This window comes from Halalkalibacter suaedae, assembly GCF_017939705.1.
GTDB lineage: Bacteria > Bacillota > Bacilli > Bacillales > Bacillaceae_D > Halalkalibacter > Halalkalibacter suaedae.
In genome coordinates this window covers 212,671-226,072 of the sequence record NZ_JAGKSQ010000005.1, presented here as the reverse complement: position 1 = coordinate 226,072, position 13,402 = coordinate 212,671, and the positions used below count along the sequence as shown (strand labels likewise).

Here is a 13,402-nt window from a genome sequence, read left to right as displayed (position 1 = left end):
ATGGAGGTTTGTCTTCATGGAAAATAAGTCATATTTACTTGATGAATTACGCCTTGAGGTTGGATCTGTTCGTGAACAGGTGCAAACGCTGCTTAGTTTTTATGCGGGGATCTCAAAAATTATCTCAACCAAGATGAATGAATGTTTTTCAATCAGTATCTACGAAACGAATGAAACCTCATTTATACGTAAGGTATCTTCAGGGCCGACGCAAGAGGAGGCAGTTATTCCATTTGGGGAGAGCATTTTAAGTATTGTTGCGGTTCGAGGAAATCATTTGTATCGAAGAGTAAATGGCATGCAAAAGATTTACTTACCGTTTTACCATCTCCACCATCTGCTTGGCATTATCATTTTCTCTGTTCCGTTAGATCGTTATCGCTTATCAGAGGATGATTTTATCTTTATGAAAGAGGTTGGTCGCTTCATTGAGGTACAACACCAGACGTTCTTTTCTCAATCATAGAAAATAAAAAGGTGACTTAAAGGCAAATTAGCCCTTAAGTCACCTTTTTTTAGCGTATCGCTCTATGTTCCTTAATAACTCTGAGTGTTTTGAAGGTCTCATCTTCAGGACCTTGAACAGGTAAATCGTTACGAAGGTTTTCGGTTATATAGGAGAGGTTATCTTGGCTAATGATTTCACCAGGAATAAGAATGGGGATCCCAGGCGGATATACCATAATAAACTCTGCAATAATTCTTCCGACCGAATCATCAAAAGGGATTACTTCAGTTTCAGCGTAGAAGGCATCTCTCGGTGAAAGTGCCAAATCGGGAATATTAGGAACAGAAATGGCTGCAACTGATGCTGGTTCAACTTTTTTATGCTCTGTTGCTAACTCATTTAGTGCATTAACAAGTATGTTCATTTTCTCTTGAGTATCACCAATAGTTACAATACACAAAATATTATACAAATCGGACATTTCAACTTCAATCGAATAGTGCTCACGGAGCCACACCTCTACATCGTGACCGGTTAATCCTAAATCTTTTACTGTAATGATCAGTTTAGTAGGATCCATATCATAGGTAGCTTTGGTTCCAAGTATCTCTTTACCGACGCATGATATCCCCACAATGTTATTGATTTTTTCGCGTGTTTGTTCTGCTAAATCAATCACACGTGAAAGAAGCTCTTGTCCTTTTGTTGCGAGCTGCTTCCTTGCGGTATCAAGTGAAGCAAGCAGCAAATAAGAGGTTGAAGTCGTTGTTAGCATACTAATAATCGACTGAACGCGTTTGGCTGAGACAAGTCCTTCCCGTACATTGAGAATTGAGCTTTGAGTCATAGATCCGCCTAGCTTGTGAACACTTGTTGCTGCCATGTCTGCACCTGCTTGCATGGCAGAAACAGGTAGATCATCATGGAAATGAATATGTACTCCATGTGCCTCATCTACTAGGACAGGTACATCAAAGGAATGTGCTAGCTCAACAATTTGTATTAGGTTTCCTGAAATGCCGAAATAGGTCGGATTAATAACCAGCAAACCCTTTGCATCTGGATGGGCAGTAAGGGCTCTCTCAACAGAATCTATTGTTATCCCGTGAGAAATCCCTAAGCGCGGATCAATCTCTGGATGGATAAAAATAGGTGTAGCACCAGAGAAAATGATAGCAGACATAATTGATTTGTGGACATTTCTTGGTACGATGATCTTGTCGCCAGGTCCGCAAACAGACATAATCATTGTCATAATCGCACCGCTTGTACCTTGTACTGAGAAGAAAGTATGGTCTGCTCCGAAAGCTTCAGCAGCTAATTGCTGTGCTTCTTTGATAATTCCATGTGGATGGTGAAGATCATCAAGTGGAGCGATATTTATTAAATCAATGGATAATGCATTCTCTCCAATGAATGAACGAAATTCGGGGTCCATACCTGCACCCTGTTTATGTCCTGGGATATGAAACTGAATTGGTTGTTTTTCTGCGTGTGTACGTACACCAGTGAACAACGGAGTAAGATGTTGTCGTGACAACGGGTTCACCTCTTCTATAAATAGTTCTAGCTAAAACAAATTGAGTATATCAGAAATAGATTACAATTCATAGATACATCTGTCTCTTCTTGTTTACATTTGACGAAATTACCCCTATTTATCCAAATTTGTTATGATAAAGTTCAATGTAAAGAAAAAGGAGTAAAAAACAATGGATAAAAATTTACCTATCTCGTTAGACTGGTCAACGGAAGAAGTTGTCGATGTTATTCAATTTTTTGAGTTTATGGAGAAGGCATACAAAAATAAAGTAAATCGTGATGAAATTCTAGCTCGTTACCGTCGTTTTAAAGAAATCGTTCCAAGTAAAAGTGAAGAGAAACAACTATTCAAGGAGTATGATCGTGAATTAGGAATATCATGCTATGAAGTTATTAAAAAAGCAAAAGGTGACCCAAAAAAATAATTTTTAGGTCACCATTGACTTATTCAGACGCCATTGCCACCCGGTAAAGAGGAAGAAGCTCTTCATAGGTATTCTTTGTGAATTCTAAAAGAGCTTGTCCATCCTGAACAATTGAACTATTTGTGTCTAAATGACGTCCAACTAAAAATTCAGCTTTCTTTACATCTCTAAATCGGACAAGTGAAGATGTTAGATCGTCATCTGATAGTTCTTTTAGTGGGGTGGCTTCTTTTTTCATATGGTCCAGAGAAATAACATAGTCGTCTGGTAGTGATGAAAATAACTCTTCCTGCTGCTCTAATAGAGATTTTGCGATTGTAGCTTTATTTGGTACTTCGTAAATAAAAGCGAGCCACACGAAAAGATGATCATCAAACAATCCTAATTGAAAGTGCGGATGCTTTTTATATCCACGCTTGTTGTGAGCAATCGCCATCCACGTATCTTTAGGTGGATTTACTTTCCGACGTGCATGTTTGGCGATATGCAAGTACATCTCATTCCCAAGTAACATCGATAAATCAGCACTCAACACATCACCTAAATCTTTAAACTTTGGTTGGATTTGAGTTTGAATTGCAGACATACGCTCTTCTAATCCATCAATTTTAAATACATTGAAATCTGTTTCTTTAAATCCTGACAAGCTCATAATAAACCCTCGCTTATAGTTAATTTTATTATATTTTAACATAATGAATGTAAATTAAACGAATGTGACGCCTTGACTTCATTCTAGATAGATCACTTGATTTTTTCTGAAAATTCAATTAAAATAAATATAATAACTGAATAATCAAAAATATCATAAGCGAGCATTAGCGAAAAGGGAGTGTAGCAAATGGAACAAGTTATGAACACATTGATGAGAGAAGACGGAAAAAATAGAATTCCTGTGTTGCGTCTCGAAATAAATTATGAGCTAGCTACGTTACATGATGCGATGGTTAAGGAAGACCTAGATGAAATGAAAGCGACGAAACATCGCTTAGAATTGTTAAGACAGGAACTAGTACAATATGGTGAATATAGTCTGAATATGGTCGTTTCAAGAAAGTAAGTGGCAAATAGAACGAAGGTGTCTAAAGGGGTAGATCGAATTTCCTTTTAGATGCCTCTTTCTCTTTTTTAGCCGTTTATTTTTCTATTTAGAAAAACTATGTCATAATGGAAAAAGTAGCAAAATAAAAGCTAATCCAACTTAGGAGGTTTTTATATGACATACGATTGGCAAGAGCTTGAAAAAACAGCTCGTAAGTGGACTTATGAGGCAGCAAAGATCATTAAAGATTCTTTCTCGAGACCGATTCTAATAGAATCAAAATCGAATGTAAATGATTTGGTAACAGAGGTGGATAAGACGATTGAGTCCTTCTTCTATGAAAAAATAAGTGAGACCTATCCAGAACATTTCTTTTTAGGGGAAGAGGGTGTTGCAGAAGAATTAAGTTCATTAGAAGGCACTGTATGGATTATAGATCCAATTGATGGAACGATGAATTTTGTTCATCAGAAATACAACTTTGCGATTTCCGTAGCTATTTATCATGAAGGGGTCGGGATGATTGGCCTTGTCTATGATGTGATGACTGACGAGCTTTTTCATGCTACAAATGGAAATGGTGCATACATAAATGGAGAGCCTTTAGTTCCCGTAAAAGAAAGACCGTTAAATGAATCAATTATTGGTGTTAATGCAAAATGGCTTGTCGAAGAAAAAAACCAATACCGAAATCCGTTAAAGGCTTTGGTAAGAGATGTTAGAAGCACACGATCGATCGGCTCAGCGGCAATTGAGATTGCTTATTTAGCTGCAGATCGATTAGATGGTTACTTAAGTGTGAATCTATCACCTTGGGATTATGCTGCTGGTCTTGTCTTATTAAATGAGGTTGGTTGCAAAGCATCGACTTTCCACGGAGAGCCGCTAAGTTTATTACTTCCGAGTACATTTATTGCAGGTAAGCCACATCTTCACAAAGAAATGGTCTCATCTTATGTCGGAGAGGAGCTATAAAATGAAAGTAGGATTTATAGGACTTGGTACAATGGGTCTGCCTATGACTAAGCACCTAGTTGAGAAGGGTTATGAAACCTTTGTAGTTAGTAGAAGCAGAGGCCCTATTGAAAAGGCTATAGCTTTTGGTGCCAAGGAAGCAGGTAGCCCAAGAGAACTAATAGAAATCGTAGACGTCGTGATGACGTGTTTGCCTGTTCCTCAAACGATTATTGATGTATATGAAGGTGATGATGGTTTAATTGCAGGTGCGACACCAGGTAAAATCATTATTGATCATTCAACCGTTGATAGGGAAACAAATGAAAGAGTTGCTAAGCAATTAGCAGATAAAGGAGCTGCCTTTCTGGATGCACCTGTTAGTGGTGGACCGATGGGGGCTGAAGCTGGTACATTAACAATCATGTGTGGTGGGGAGCAAGACCCCTTCGATAAAGCTGAACAGATCATGAGGGCATATGGATCCTATATTGTATTAGTAGGGAAAATGGGAAGTGGAACGGTTGTTAAGCTCTTAAATAACATGCTAATAGGTGTACATCAAGCAGCACTTGGCGAATGCTATATCATGGCAGAGAAAGCTGGGGTCGATCCAGCAATAGCATATGATTTAATAAAAAGAAGTGCTGGTTTCTCGAAAAGCATGGATTGGTCTGTTGATGCAATTTTAGACCGGAAGTTTGAACCGCGTTTTTCAATCAATCTTTTACATAAAGATATACTTCTAGCTATAAAGCTGGCAGAAGAAGTCGGAATGCCAGTTGATCTAATTAAGGAAGGTGAAAAGCGGGTAGCTGAGGCAAAAAAAGACTATGGTGAGCAAGATGTTTCAGCAATTATCCGTCCACTGGAGAAAAAAACAGGCGTGACTTTGCAAAGAAAGCAGTAAGAAAAGAAGAGCTTGATGCCTTACGCATCAAGCTCTTTGTCTTCAGTTGATTCTCTAACTTTTTTTCTAAGAGTAAAACCTAAGCCGGTTGCAATAACAACTCCTGCAATAGATATAAATGATATGAGAAGACTTCTCTCAGCAACAGCAACACCGATGCTCATAATACAAATGACTGTAATAGTAGCTAGTAAAAGAAATAATACGTTCTCTTTTTTCATTTGTGCCTCCAGTTTAAACAGAATTACATGTTCTTAGTTTACCTTGAACTGTCTAAAAGAAAAACCCCCACATTGTGACAAATACGTTAAACCTGTCTGTATAAGAAGGTGGATTATTATGGATAATAGGAAAGAATATCATAAAGAATAGATTAAGAAGCTTTCATTAAAAAAAATATATGATATACTTGTACAGTTAATGAACAAATAAGGAGAGAAAAAAATTATATGACCATTCGTAACGATATACGTAATATTGCAATTATTGCCCACGTTGACCACGGTAAAACGACTCTTGTTGACCAACTATTAAAACAATCAGGTACGTTTCGTGAAAATGAGCTAGTAGAAGAGCGTGCGATGGATTCAAATGCATTAGAAAAAGAACGTGGTATTACGATTCTTGCTAAAAATACAGCGATTAATTACGAAGATAAGCGAATTAACATTATGGATACACCTGGACATGCTGATTTCGGTGGAGAAGTTGAACGTATCATGAAAATGGTTGATGGTGTTCTTCTTGTTGTCGATGCGTATGAAGGCTGTATGCCACAAACACGTTTTGTTCTAAAGAAAGCATTAGAGCAGAATTTAACACCAATTGTAGTTGTAAATAAAATTGACCGCGATTTTGCTCGTCCTTCAGAAGTTGTGGATGAAGTGATTGATTTATTTATTGACCTAGGTGCAAATGAAGATCAACTTGAATTCCCTGTTGTCTATGCATCAGCCATTAATGGTACAGCTAGTCTAAATGCAGAGAAACAAGATGAGAACATGTCTTCTCTATTTAATACGGTAATTGAGACGATCCCAGCTCCTATTGACAATAGTGATGAGCCACTTCAATTCCAAGTAACAATGCTAGACTACAATGACTATGTAGGACGTATTGGAATTGGACGAGTGTTTAGAGGAACAATGAAAGTGGGTCAACAAGTTGCTCTAATGAAACTTGATGGTTCAGTTAAACAATATCGTGTAACAAAAATGTTTGGTTTCTTAGGTTTAAAAAGAACAGAGATTGAAGAAGCAAAAGCTGGAGATTTAATTGCTGTTTCTGGAATGGAAGAAATCAATGTAGGAGAGACAGTTTGCCCTGTTGATCATCAAGAAGCATTACCAATTTTACGTATTGATGAACCAACTCTACAAATGACGTTCCTTGTTAACAACAGTCCATTTGCTGGACGTGAAGGTAAATTTGTTACTAGTAGAAAGCTTGAAGAACGTTTGAAGTCAGAGTTAGAAACAGATGTAAGTTTACGTGTTGAAAATACAGAATCACCTGATGTCTGGATTGTTTCTGGGCGTGGAGAATTGCATTTATCTATCTTAATTGAGAATATGAGACGACAAGGATTTGAGCTTCAAGTGTCAAAGCCTGAGGTTATTATCCGCTTGATTGATGGCGTGAAATGTGAACCAATGGAACGTGTTCAAATCGATGTACCTGAAGAATATACAGGTTCAGTTATGGAATCAATTGGTGAACGTAAAGGCGAAATGGTTAATATGACTAACAATGGTAGTGGACAAGTTCGACTTGAATTCTTAGTCCCTGCTCGTGGTCTTATTGGTTATACAACTGAGTTCTTATCTCAAACACGTGGATACGGAATTATTAATCATTCATTTGATAGCTATGCACCAATGACACCAGGTCAAGTTGGTGGACGTCGCCAAGGTGTTCTTGTTTCAATGGAAACAGGAAAGGCTACTCAATACGGTATTATGCAAGTAGAGGACCGTGGTACAATCTTTGTTGAGCCAGGTACAGAGATTTATGAAGGTATGATTGTTGGTGAACACACTCGTGATAACGATATTGTTGTTAACATTACAAAGATGAAGCAACAGACAAATGTTCGTTCTGCGAATAAGGATTTCACTGTGACAATGAAGAAACCTCGTATTATGACACTTGAGGAAGCGTTGGAATATTTAAATGAAGATGAATTCTGTGAATTGACTCCTGAATCTATTCGTCTTCGTAAGAAAATTCTTCCTAAGGCAGAGCGTGAACGTGAAGAAAAGCGTAGAAAAGTAGCAGCAAAAGGGTAATGGGAGAAAGGTAGGTGACCGAGGATGATGGGGAGCCAACAAATATCAGAGCAAGACTTAGAAGGTATGACGTGGTTAATGAGAGCTACTGCAGAAAATGAGTGGTATGGTTTGTATGCTTTCATAGCAATTGTTGTCCTTGCGATTATTGTGTTTAACCTAGGATTTGCAAGAGAGTTACCACCACTTAAGAAAGTTCTAGTGTATTTCACCTTAATTATTGGTTGTTTTGTCTTATGGTTTTTAGAATTTGCTTTTGGTGCACCGATTATTGTTGTGCTCATAATATCTGGATTCGTGTTGGGGATGTATCGTTTTCGGTTGCATCTACATCGTAAGAAAAACGCCTGAAAAAAGGTGTCCTAATTGGTCAATTTGACCAGTAAGGACACCTTTTATATTACTCTGCTGTTTGTGATTGTCGACCCTCTGTCTGAACCTTAATACGTTCATGACAGGTTTCACACATATATGTGTGAATAGGTCGATTTCTTAATTTCTTTGCAAGAGGCAATTGATCATCAAGTTGCTCAATTTTATCACATAATACACATTTTACTCTCATGGTTGATTCACTCCCATTCTTCTCTTCTATTGTAAGCAAAATCTAAAGGAAAATCCATTAGTTCTGTTACCTAAACTCAGGGGAATATTACCTCCATTCCACAAAAAACAATTTAGGTGTGATATAACGATGTACAATTCTTAGAAAAAAAGATAAAAGGACTTTTTTTCAGAGAGATTTTTTTACTCTATTTTTGTCCTATTTTCGTGTTTCGCTGATTCGTTCGTCTAACTTGAAAAGCTTGAACATACATTCATTAATAAGAAGCATGTTTAAATGAAAACAGTTCAATCAATTCAGGTTGTAGACAAACGATTCTTTAGTCAGGAGGCGGAATGTTGAAAAAAATCTACGTTTTGGACACGAACGTACTCTTACAAGATCCTTACTCTATCTTTTCATTTCAAGATAACGAAATAGTGATCCCAGCAGTTGTTCTAGAAGAGGTCGATTCAAAAAAACGTAATATGGACGAGGTTGGTCGAAATGCACGTCAATTTTCAAAACAAATAGATAGCCTAAGAGGTATGGGGAAGCTCCATGAGGGGGTTCCGCTGGAATCTGGTGGGATTTTACGTGTTGAATTAAACCATCGTTCATTTTTAAGACTCAAGGATTCTTTTGCAGATATGACAAATGATAATCGAATTATAGCGGTCGCTTTGAACTTAATGATTGAAGAACAGGAGAAGGAAGATGGTAAGCAAGTCATCCTAGTTAGTAAAGACGCTCTTGTTAGGGTTAAAGCGGATGCATTAGGCCTGCATTCAGAGGATTTCCTTAGTGATCGAGTTATAGAGTTTGATCATGTCTATCCGGGTTATGTAGAGATTTATGTGGATGCGGATGTGATGAAAACTTTTTATACAAATGGAGAAATCATGTTATCTGAGTTAACAAAGCACCCTTTTTATCCACATCAATTTATCATAATGAAAGATGCACTTGGAGGCTCTAGTTCAGCACTTGGAAAGGTAGAACCATGTGGAAAGAAAGTCAAACCATTTGTAAATGATCCAGATCAAGTATGGGGAATCCGTTCCCGTAATGTCCAGCAACGAATGGCATTAGAACTGTTACTAAGGGACGACATAAGTCTAGTAACAATGATTGGGAAGGCAGGAACGGGTAAAACCTTACTTTCATTAGCAGCCGGTTTAATGCAAACAGAAGACATGGGTAAATACAAAAAACTTGTCGTAGCACGACCTGTTGTTCCACTAGGTAAAGATATTGGCTATCTACCTGGTGAAAAAGAAGAAAAACTCCGACCGTGGATGCAACCAATCTATGATAATTTGGAATTTCTTTTTAATACTAAAAAACCAGGGGAGCTTGATCAAATATTAGCAGGGATGGGTTCCATTCAAGTTGAGGCATTAACTTATATTAGAGGGAGAAGCATTCCAGATCAATTCATTATCATTGATGAAGCACAAAACCTATCGAAGCATGAAGCGAAAACCATATTAACTAGAGTGGGAGAGCGAAGTAAGATTGTATTTATGGGTGACCCACAGCAAATCGATCACCCTTATCTTGATGAATACAATAACGGGCTAACCTATGTTGTCGAACGATTTAAGGATCAGACAGTTAGTGGTCATGTTAAGCTCGTAAAAGGGGAACGCTCTGGTCTTGCTCAGCTTGCTGCTGATTTGCTCTAATATCCTAATAAAGACTGTCTAAGATGGATATCGCCATCCTAGACAGTCTTATTCTAACTCTATTTATGTAAAATTACTTTTTTGATGTTTCGGATAGGCGTCTCTTTGTTTGAACCATCTCCAAAATACAAATGAACTGGACCATCCTCACGTAATGGCTTACCTTTAGCTGAAAAACCAACTAGGGCTTCTACAGCGACTGAATAGTCAATCATGATCGACTCGGTAGTAGTAATAATTTCAGCCTTTGAGACACCTTCTAAAGGCTCGCAATTATTTAAAAAAGGTCTTAGTGGCATAGCGAATGAGCCGTTTGTTAATTCCTGCTTATTGTACTTGATTTTGTTGCCGTTTGATTGTGGACTTGGTGGGGAAGAACCTTCTAGAATTTCTTTATCCCACTGAGCAGATATAGCCTTTGTATATAATTCCTCTGCATCTTCAGTAATTCTCTCTTCCTCAAAGTAAGTCTCCAGATCAACTTTCCGTTCATCGAATATCCAAACAGTAGGATCAATCGTTAATGGTTTCTTGACGGTGCCTTCAATAAAAAATACAAATTCTTGCATTATACGTCCTCCTTGACAATGGATATCTTTTTAAAGTATAAAGGGTTTCAATGTTTTTGTCACTTTTGGCAAAGCTATAGGATAAGATGGAGGGGATAAGATGATTTGTAACTACGGTAATGATTTAAAGGAAATGGTCGATCAAGTAAGGATACATACGAAGCACGGCAAACTGGCAGATTATATTCCTGCCTTGATGAAAGCGAATCCGGATGATATTGCTATATCGATCTTTGATGGTCAACAAACATGCTTTAGTGAAGGAAATCATCAGCAATTATTTACGTTACAAAGTATATCGAAAATTCTCACTCTGGCATTAGCAATAATGGATCATGGTGAGGAGCTTGTTTTTGACAAGGTAGGGATGGAGCCAACTGGCGACCCCTTTAATTCGATTGCTAAATTAGAATCTCATGTACCATCCAAACCACTTAATCCGATGATTAATGCAGGAGCACTCGCAGTTAGTGCGTTAATCAAAGGAGCATCTACTGAAGAGAAATTAAATAGATTATTGATATTTGTTAGGGAGTTAAGTGGTAATGATTCGATTACCTATAGTAAAGAGGTTGCCAAATCAGAGTTTGAAACAGCAGATTTAAATAGATCACTTGCCTATTTTATGAAGCAACACCAGGTTATTTCTGGAGATATCGATCATTTACTTGATTTTTATACGAAACAATGTGCAATTGAAGTTAATTGTAATGATTTAGCACGAATTGGCTTTGTTTTATCTAATAATGGCAAAGATAGCACTGGGAAGCGAATCATCCCTGTGGAGGTTTCAAGAATTGTAAAAACGTTCATGGTCACTTGTGGGATGTACAATGCTTCAGGTGAATTTGCGATTAGGGTTGGTATACCAGCAAAAAGCGGTGTGTCTGGTGGTATTGTTTGTGCTGTACCTAACAAAATGGGAATAGGAATCTATGGTCCTGCACTAGATCGCAAAGGAAACAGTATTGCAGGAATGCGATTGTTAGAGTTACTCTCGGAAAAATATGAATTGAGTATCTTTTAAAAGAAATCTAGTTATTTTAACAAATTATTGAATATTATCGTTGTATTTGTTAAACAATTGACTTTCCTTCTCAATAAAGTGTGAAATTTATTGCTTTTTACTCTCGAAAAAGATACTATTAAGACAAGATCATTCACATGAGGGAGGGGTCAACATGTCAGCAGAAATGGTGACTGGAGATAGAGAAAAAGCATTTGCCCTTCTGAAATCAGATGCGGATAAAATTCGACAGCTTATAGAGGTGCAATTAGAGAATCTAACGATGCCACAATGTCCTCTTTATGAAGAAGTTCTCGATACACAAATGTTTGGTTTATCCAGAGAAATAGATTTTGCTGTCAGGTTAGGCTTAATTGAGGAAGAAGTTGGCAAGAAAATACTTGATGAGCTTGAGAGAAAGTTATCTGACCTACACGAATCTTCAGTGAGTAAATAAAAAGATCAAGCTAATATTTGTAGCTTGGTCTTTTTCCTTTTAGTTTTCGATAAGACAACGATCGTTTTGTTAATGATGAAGGTGAGGTAAAAATGCAATGTCACAGGTGACAGCGGCAATTTGGTTTAGAAGAGATTTCCGTTTACAAGATAATACAGCACTTTTTCATGTGCTATCAAGTGTGAGCAAAAATAATACAAAATGGATTGCTTTTTTTCATTTAGACGATCCCGTTGTAAATAACGGCTCTCTTTCTCTTCATCATGATTATTTTTTTCAGACGTTGATACAATTTAAGGAACGTCTTAAAAACCTTGGTATCCAACTACATATTATTACAGGTGGAATTGAACAAGCTTTTGCAAAGTTAATAACCAGATATCCTGCACTTAGCGAAGTTTATGTTAATCAAGACTTAGTAGGAGAAGGCATGAAAAGAGATCAGTTCGTGAAGAAGAGCTACTCTGATTTACGCTTTCACTTTTTTGAAGATTCTTTTATTACTCATCCGCTTCAAGTATTAAAATCAGACGGTAACCCTTATAAGGTGTTTACTCCATACTATAAGGCATGGTCAAAAGTGAAAAAAGCTCCTCCTCTAAGATTAGATGAGAGCAGCCTATCTCGTTATTCAACTAATGATGATGTAGTTGATGATGAGGGAGAACTCAAGCTTCATCAATTAAAGAATTTATGTTCTCATTCATTTGATAGAATTGGTGAGAATGATGCACTAGAGCGATTAGAGCACTTTCTCAAGGTGCAACTCTTGAACTACAAAGCCCACCGAGACCACCCTGCATTAATGGGTACGAGTCGTCTATCACCCTATTTAAAAGTTGGTGCATTGTCAGCGAGAACAATTTTGTATACTGCTCTCGAGCGGCAAGATACAGAAGGGCGAGAAACACTAATCAAGGAATTAGCTTGGAGAGACTTCTATTATATGGTTTATTACTTTAATCCAGAAAGTAAACAAAAAGAAGTTACTGAGCAGTACAGATCAATAAACTGGAATCAGGACATTGAGTTACTAGAGAAGTGGAAGAGAGGGGAAACGGGTTTTCCGCTAATTGATGCAGGAATGCGACAGCTGCAGAAAGAGGGCTGGATGCATAATCGTTTAAGAATGGCCACTGCCTCTTTTCTAACTAAGGATTACTTAATTGATTGGCGTTTAGGGGAGGCTTACTTTGCTGAAATGTTAATCGATTATGAGCCTTCTTCTAATATTGGAGGATGGCAATGGGCCGCATCTGTTGGGACAGATCCAGTTCCTTATTTTAGGGTATTCAATCCAGTTACTCAGTCTCGACGCTTTGATGAGGAAGGACGGTTTATCAGAAAATATGTTTCAGAATTAGGGCATGTTCCAACAAGGTATATTCATGAGCCTTGGAAAATGCCAAAAGATGTACAAGTTGCGTCAACCTGTGTAATAGGAGAAGATTATCCATATCCTTCAGTAGACCATAAGAGCCAACGTTTAAGAGCAATTGAATTATTTAAAAATGTTTAAAAAAGGAATT

Annotated in this window: 16 protein-coding genes; 11 read left to right on the top strand and 5 right to left on the bottom strand. The window is 37.5% G+C overall.

The features are described from left to right. Window positions 1-16: 16 nt before the first annotated feature. Window positions 17-466 carry a hypothetical protein gene (locus tag J7W16_RS13655; protein ID WP_210597874.1) on the top strand — a complete coding sequence of 150 codons (450 nt, stop codon included), beginning with the start codon at window positions 17-19 and terminating at the stop codon, window positions 464-466. Between the two features lie 49 nt (window positions 467-515). Here J7W16_RS13655 and J7W16_RS13650 read toward each other — a convergent pair whose 3' ends face one another. Continuing rightward, the gene (locus J7W16_RS13650; RefSeq protein ID WP_246880006.1) at window positions 516-1,988 is read right to left on the bottom strand and encodes an aminotransferase class I/II-fold pyridoxal phosphate-dependent enzyme; all 1,473 of its coding nucleotides are present in this window, start codon (window positions 1,986-1,988) and stop codon (window positions 516-518) included. A 172-nt stretch (window positions 1,989-2,160) separates the two neighbouring features. Here J7W16_RS13650 and J7W16_RS13645 point away from each other — a divergent pair, with 172 nt between their 5' ends. Continuing rightward, a complete protein-coding gene (locus J7W16_RS13645) occupies window positions 2,161-2,415 on the top strand; it encodes a UPF0223 family protein (RefSeq protein ID WP_210597872.1) in 255 nt (84 codons plus the stop codon). Window positions 2,416-2,434: 19 nt separating this feature from the next. On the opposite strand, the gene J7W16_RS13640 is transcribed toward J7W16_RS13645, so the two are convergent. Continuing rightward, window positions 2,435-3,067: a YktB family protein gene (locus J7W16_RS13640; RefSeq protein ID WP_210597871.1), complete on the bottom strand. Its 633-nt coding sequence runs from the start codon at window positions 3,065-3,067 to the stop codon at window positions 2,435-2,437. Between the two features lie 189 nt (window positions 3,068-3,256). Between J7W16_RS13640 and J7W16_RS13635 the strand changes: the two genes are divergently transcribed. The 3 genes from J7W16_RS13635 to J7W16_RS13625 all read left to right on the top strand — a co-directional run bounded on the left by J7W16_RS13635 (window position 3,257) and on the right by J7W16_RS13625 (window position 5,321). Further along, entirely contained in the window at window positions 3,257-3,475 is a 219-nt protein-coding gene (locus tag J7W16_RS13635; protein WP_210597870.1) for a hypothetical protein, read from the top strand. A 156-nt stretch (window positions 3,476-3,631) separates the two neighbouring features. After that, window positions 3,632-4,432, top strand: a complete 801-nt coding sequence (locus J7W16_RS13630) for an inositol monophosphatase family protein (protein WP_210597869.1) — start codon at window positions 3,632-3,634, stop codon at window positions 4,430-4,432. Between the two features lies 1 nt (window position 4,433). Next, a complete protein-coding gene (locus J7W16_RS13625; RefSeq protein WP_210597868.1) occupies window positions 4,434-5,321 on the top strand; it encodes an NAD(P)-dependent oxidoreductase in 888 nt (295 codons plus the stop codon). A gap of 20 nt (window positions 5,322-5,341) precedes the next feature. Here the strand turns inward: J7W16_RS13625 and J7W16_RS13620 are convergent, their stop codons facing one another. Beyond that, window positions 5,342-5,542 (bottom strand): DUF6358 family protein, encoded by a 201-nt coding sequence (locus J7W16_RS13620; protein WP_210597867.1) that lies wholly within the window; start codon window positions 5,540-5,542, stop codon window positions 5,342-5,344. Between the two features lie 228 nt (window positions 5,543-5,770). On the opposite strand from J7W16_RS13620, the gene typA reads away from it, so the two are divergent. Both typA and J7W16_RS13610 read left to right on the top strand, forming a co-directional pair. After that, the gene (gene typA, locus J7W16_RS13615) at window positions 5,771-7,609 is read left to right on the top strand and encodes a translational GTPase TypA (RefSeq protein ID WP_210597866.1); all 1,839 of its coding nucleotides are present in this window, start codon (window positions 5,771-5,773) and stop codon (window positions 7,607-7,609) included. Between the two features lie 27 nt (window positions 7,610-7,636). Next, window positions 7,637-7,960, top strand: a complete 324-nt coding sequence (locus J7W16_RS13610; protein WP_210597865.1) for a YlaH-like family protein — start codon at window positions 7,637-7,639, stop codon at window positions 7,958-7,960. A gap of 49 nt (window positions 7,961-8,009) precedes the next feature. On the opposite strand, the gene J7W16_RS13605 is transcribed toward J7W16_RS13610, so the two are convergent. Beyond that, complete coding sequence (locus J7W16_RS13605) at window positions 8,010-8,174, bottom strand: YlaI family protein (protein ID WP_210597864.1); 165 nt, start codon at window positions 8,172-8,174, stop codon at window positions 8,010-8,012. Window positions 8,175-8,512: 338 nt separating this feature from the next. On the opposite strand from J7W16_RS13605, the gene J7W16_RS13600 reads away from it, so the two are divergent. Continuing rightward, on the top strand, window positions 8,513-9,841 hold the full coding sequence (locus J7W16_RS13600; RefSeq protein ID WP_210597863.1) for a PhoH family protein: 1,329 nt from the start codon (window positions 8,513-8,515) through the stop codon (window positions 9,839-9,841). Window positions 9,842-9,900: 59 nt separating this feature from the next. Here J7W16_RS13600 and J7W16_RS13595 read toward each other — a convergent pair whose 3' ends face one another. Further along, complete coding sequence (locus J7W16_RS13595; protein WP_210597862.1) at window positions 9,901-10,410, bottom strand: peptidyl-prolyl cis-trans isomerase; 510 nt, start codon at window positions 10,408-10,410, stop codon at window positions 9,901-9,903. Window positions 10,411-10,510: 100 nt separating this feature from the next. Between J7W16_RS13595 and glsA the strand changes: the two genes are divergently transcribed. The 3 genes from glsA to J7W16_RS13580 all read left to right on the top strand — a co-directional run bounded on the left by glsA (window position 10,511) and on the right by J7W16_RS13580 (window position 13,392). Next, window positions 10,511-11,437: a glutaminase A gene (gene glsA, locus J7W16_RS13590; RefSeq protein ID WP_210597861.1), complete on the top strand. Its 927-nt coding sequence runs from the start codon at window positions 10,511-10,513 to the stop codon at window positions 11,435-11,437. 154 nt (window positions 11,438-11,591) lie between these two features. Then, a complete protein-coding gene (locus J7W16_RS13585; protein WP_210597860.1) occupies window positions 11,592-11,873 on the top strand; it encodes an Fpa/YlaN family protein in 282 nt (93 codons plus the stop codon). A 97-nt stretch (window positions 11,874-11,970) separates the two neighbouring features. Further along, a complete protein-coding gene (locus J7W16_RS13580; RefSeq protein WP_210597859.1) occupies window positions 11,971-13,392 on the top strand; it encodes a cryptochrome/photolyase family protein in 1,422 nt (473 codons plus the stop codon). Window positions 13,393-13,402: the final 10 nt, after the last annotated feature.